General features: G+C 62.2%; 4 protein-coding genes and 1 pseudogene. All 5 read right to left on the bottom strand.

The genetic code is table 11. The features are described from left to right. Positions 1 to 82: 82 nt before the first annotated feature. Complete coding sequence (locus tag NKH04_RS32980) at positions 83 to 892, bottom strand: molybdopterin-binding protein (protein WP_352473890.1); 810 nt, start codon at positions 890 to 892, stop codon at positions 83 to 85. Position 893: 1 nt separating this feature from the next. Continuing rightward, on the bottom strand, positions 894 to 1,775 hold the full coding sequence (locus tag NKH04_RS32975) for a cytochrome b/b6 domain-containing protein (protein WP_353045597.1): 882 nt from the start codon (positions 1,773 to 1,775) through the stop codon (positions 894 to 896). Positions 1,776 to 1,878: 103 nt separating this feature from the next. After that, positions 1,879 to 2,556: a DUF1345 domain-containing protein gene (locus NKH04_RS32970; protein ID WP_352473888.1), complete on the bottom strand. Its 678-nt coding sequence runs from the start codon at positions 2,554 to 2,556 to the stop codon at positions 1,879 to 1,881. Positions 2,557 to 2,561: 5 nt separating this feature from the next. Then, positions 2,562 to 3,029: a YaiI/YqxD family protein gene (locus NKH04_RS32965; protein ID WP_352970792.1), complete on the bottom strand. Its 468-nt coding sequence runs from the start codon at positions 3,027 to 3,029 to the stop codon at positions 2,562 to 2,564. A gap of 66 nt (positions 3,030 to 3,095) precedes the next feature. Then, positions 3,096 to 3,181: pseudogene (locus NKH04_RS32960) on the bottom strand (S-(hydroxymethyl)glutathione synthase); the annotation flags it as partial.

The raw sequence follows: 3,181 nt of genomic DNA, 5'->3' as shown, positions 1-3,181 counted from the left end.
AGGAGGTCGCGTCGACCTTAATCAAGACGCTTCGGTGCGAGTGGATCCACGGCTTCATCGCCGACTTCTTCAACACTATCGGTCAGATGCCGCCGTACCAGTCGTAGCCATTGTCCTCCCAATAGCCGCCTCTGCCGCCGCCGAGATTGGCGAAGCCGTCGACCAGCTCGATCTTGTAGAGGTATTTCGGCATCTTGTAGCCGAGCTGGCGCTCGACGCGGACGCGCAGCGGCGCGCCGTTCTCGACCGGCAATGGCTTGCCGTTGAGGCCATAGGCAAGGATCGTCTGCGGATGACGGGCATCGATCAGGTCGATCGAGCCGTAATATTTGATATCGCCGGCCAGGCTGCGGTCGATCGTATCGAGGCAGTGGAACATGACGTAGCGCGCCTGCGGCTTGACCACTGCCTGGTCGAGCACCAGCGACAGCGGCGTGCCGGTCCATTTGGCAATGCAGCTCCAGCCTTCGACGCAGTCGTGACGGGTGATCTGGGTGCGGCTCGGCATGTTCATCAGCTGCTCGCGGCTCAGCGACAGCGGTTTTTCGACCAGGCCTGAAACCTCCAGCCGCCAGTCGGCGAAATCGCTGGCGAGCAGGCCCTTGTAGAAATCGTCGTCCGGTGCGGTGACACCGTTCGGCCGCTGTGGCTGGCGAATGTCGGCCTCGGTGAACTCCGGCGCCAGCGTGTCACGGCCGGCAAGCAGTCGCTGCGCCCGCCAGGTCAGGCCATTGGCGCTTTCGAGGAAGCTGCGCAGGCCGTTGCCGACGCCAAGCTGGCTGTCGAAGGCGTCGCAGCCCGACAGCATGATGCCGGAAAGGCCGAGGCTGGCCGAGGTCAGGAACTTTCTTCGGCTTATCTGTAGCTTGGGGCTGATCTCGAATTTCGCCATGTCAGGCACTCCTCTCTGGCGCTTTGTCGCCATGCGCCGGCGTGTCGGTTCGGTACCAGCCGGTGATGATGGAGCGCAGCTCGTTGATCGGGCCGGCGGCGAGGATCATCAGGATGTGGATGATGAAGAAGGCGACGAGCAGCAGCATCACCGTGAAATGAATGGTGCGCGCCGTCTGCCGGCCGCCGAGCAGATCATTCAGGAACGGCAGCACCGAATCCATGCTCGGCGACATGGCAAGGCCGGTGATGATCATCAGCGGCAGCAGCACGAACAGCACGCCGCCATAGGCCAGCTTCTGCAGCGTGTTGTAGTCGCGCGTGTGATGGAACCTGAGCTTGGCGTGCTCGACAATGTCTCGCGGCAGGCGCCTGAAATCATCGAGGCGCGGGGCAAGATCGCGGCGCAAATGGCCGTTGATCAGGCTGGCGACCAGCCAGACCAGCAGCGTGGTGGTCAGCACCCAGGCGAAGAAGAAATGAACAACGCGCGCGGTGCCGAGATCGTAATAGGAAGGGATCGTCGCCCAGGACGGGAAGGCACGGGAGGTCTCCTGGCCGGCCGGACCCGACCAGCCGAGCACGCCAGTGGTATCGAAGCGCTTGCCGAAGATTTCGGCATAGCCGCGCGGGCCAGTCGCCGTATTCTCGGCGCCAATGGCGAAGACGGTGTTGTTGTAGCCAAAACCCGACTCCTTGCCGATATAGAGCTGCGGGCGGGCGTTGAAGATCTGCAGGCCGGAAAGCAGCATGAAGAACAGCGCGATCGCCCACAGCCAATGCGTCAGCCGCGTCCAGCGCGACTGCCGATAGATCAGCGTCGCATCCGTCGAAGCAGCGCTATCTGCCCCGGTGCTGGCTTCGTCTCTGGCAACTGATTCCATATTTTCCGTGCCTCCCTGCCAAGCGGTTCCGCGGCCTCGTCAGATCTCTTCTCCTCCCAATACGTCGCCAGCCTAAGCGATGTTTCACCCGATCACGGATTTATTACGGACTGCCGAGGCTGACGGCGAGGTTGACCGCGGCTGCCACGATGACCGTGTTGAAGAAGAACGACAGGATCGAATGCACAAGCACGACACGGCGCATTTGCGAGGTCGTGATGTTGGTGTCGGCGGTTTGCGCCGTCATGCCGATCACCGTGGCGAAATAGAGGAAATCCGAGCCTTCCGGCCGCTTGCCGCCCGGGAAGTCGAGGCCGCCGACCGGAATTTTCTTTTTTGTGTCGCCATCCATCGCATCGCCATCCAACCAGTAGATATGCGCGTAGTGAAGTGCGGCCATCGCATGGATGGTCAACCAGCCAAGCGGGATAGACAGCAGCGCCACCATAAGCTCGACGGTGTCCGCGCTCTTCTCCCTGTTGATCAATTGAAACAACGACATGATGGCAATAGCGACGACAATCAGCGTGACCGCGAAGATGGCCAGTACCGGCAGGTCCGTGTCGCCTGCATTCTTGCGCAGATAGCTGCCGGTAAGCCGCGGCATATGGGCGATGACAAGGACGAGATAGGCGGCAAAGAACACATTGGCGCCGATCGAATAGGCAAGCGGCGCACGCCAGACCAGCGCGGCGCCAAAGGCTGCCACGCCGATGCAGGCCGACACCGCGAACGGCGTGTGGCGTCGCATGGGCATCTTGGTCGGGGTACCAGTCGCCATGGCCTTCAGTCCGCAGACGCGGATTTCAGCGCCCGCCGTAGGATGCGGTCAAGCTCGCCGAGGAACCGCGAGCGGTCCTGCGGCGCGAAGCTCGAATTGTAGCCCTTGCTTTCGCCGGTCTCGCGCAGATGCTGCTTGAGATCGCGCATTGCCACCGCCATGCCGATCGTTTCGGGCGTAAACGGGCGTCCGGTCGGACCAAGTACGTGGGCGCCAAGCGCCACCGCGCGCGTGGCAAGCGGGATATCGGCGGTCACCACGATATCGTTGGACCGGGCATTTTCGACTATCCAGTCGTCGGCGGCATCGGCGCTCTTGGAGACGACGACATTGCGGATCATCGGATCGCGCGACGGACGCAAGCCGCCATTGGAGACGAAGGTGACGACGATGCCGTGCCGCTCGGCGACTTTTTCGACCTCGGCCTTCACTGGGCAAGCGTCGGCATCGACGAGAATAGCAGGTGCGGGCATCGTTGTTCCAAATGTGAAAGAGCCGGGCGGCGTCGCCCGGCTCGATCGATGATAGTCGAGCGGCTACTAGGCCGGCAACGCGCCGGACCGCTTGGCCGTCCAGGTGGCGATATAGTCCATCAGTCCTGGATTGAGGCAATCATAAGGTTCGA

This window comes from Mesorhizobium sp. M1365, from assembly GCF_040317865.1.
In the GTDB taxonomy this organism is placed as follows: Bacteria; Pseudomonadota; Alphaproteobacteria; order Rhizobiales; family Rhizobiaceae; genus Mesorhizobium.
Note: the sequence above shows the minus strand (reverse complement) of the source record. Positions and strands in the feature narration are given on the sequence as shown.

Coding starts and splice junctions, on each gene's coding strand:
- NKH04_RS32980 (WP_352473890.1), bottom strand. CDS start 892: ATGGCGAAATTCGAGATCAGCCCCAAGCTACAGATAAGCCGAAGAAAG.
- NKH04_RS32975 (WP_353045597.1), bottom strand. CDS start 1,775: ATGGAATCAGTTGCCAGAGACGAAGCCAGCACCGGGGCAGATAGCGCT.
- NKH04_RS32970 (WP_352473888.1), bottom strand. CDS start 2,556: ATGGCGACTGGTACCCCGACCAAGATGCCCATGCGACGCCACACGCCG.
- NKH04_RS32965 (WP_352970792.1), bottom strand. CDS start 3,029: ATGCCCGCACCTGCTATTCTCGTCGATGCCGACGCTTGCCCAGTGAAG.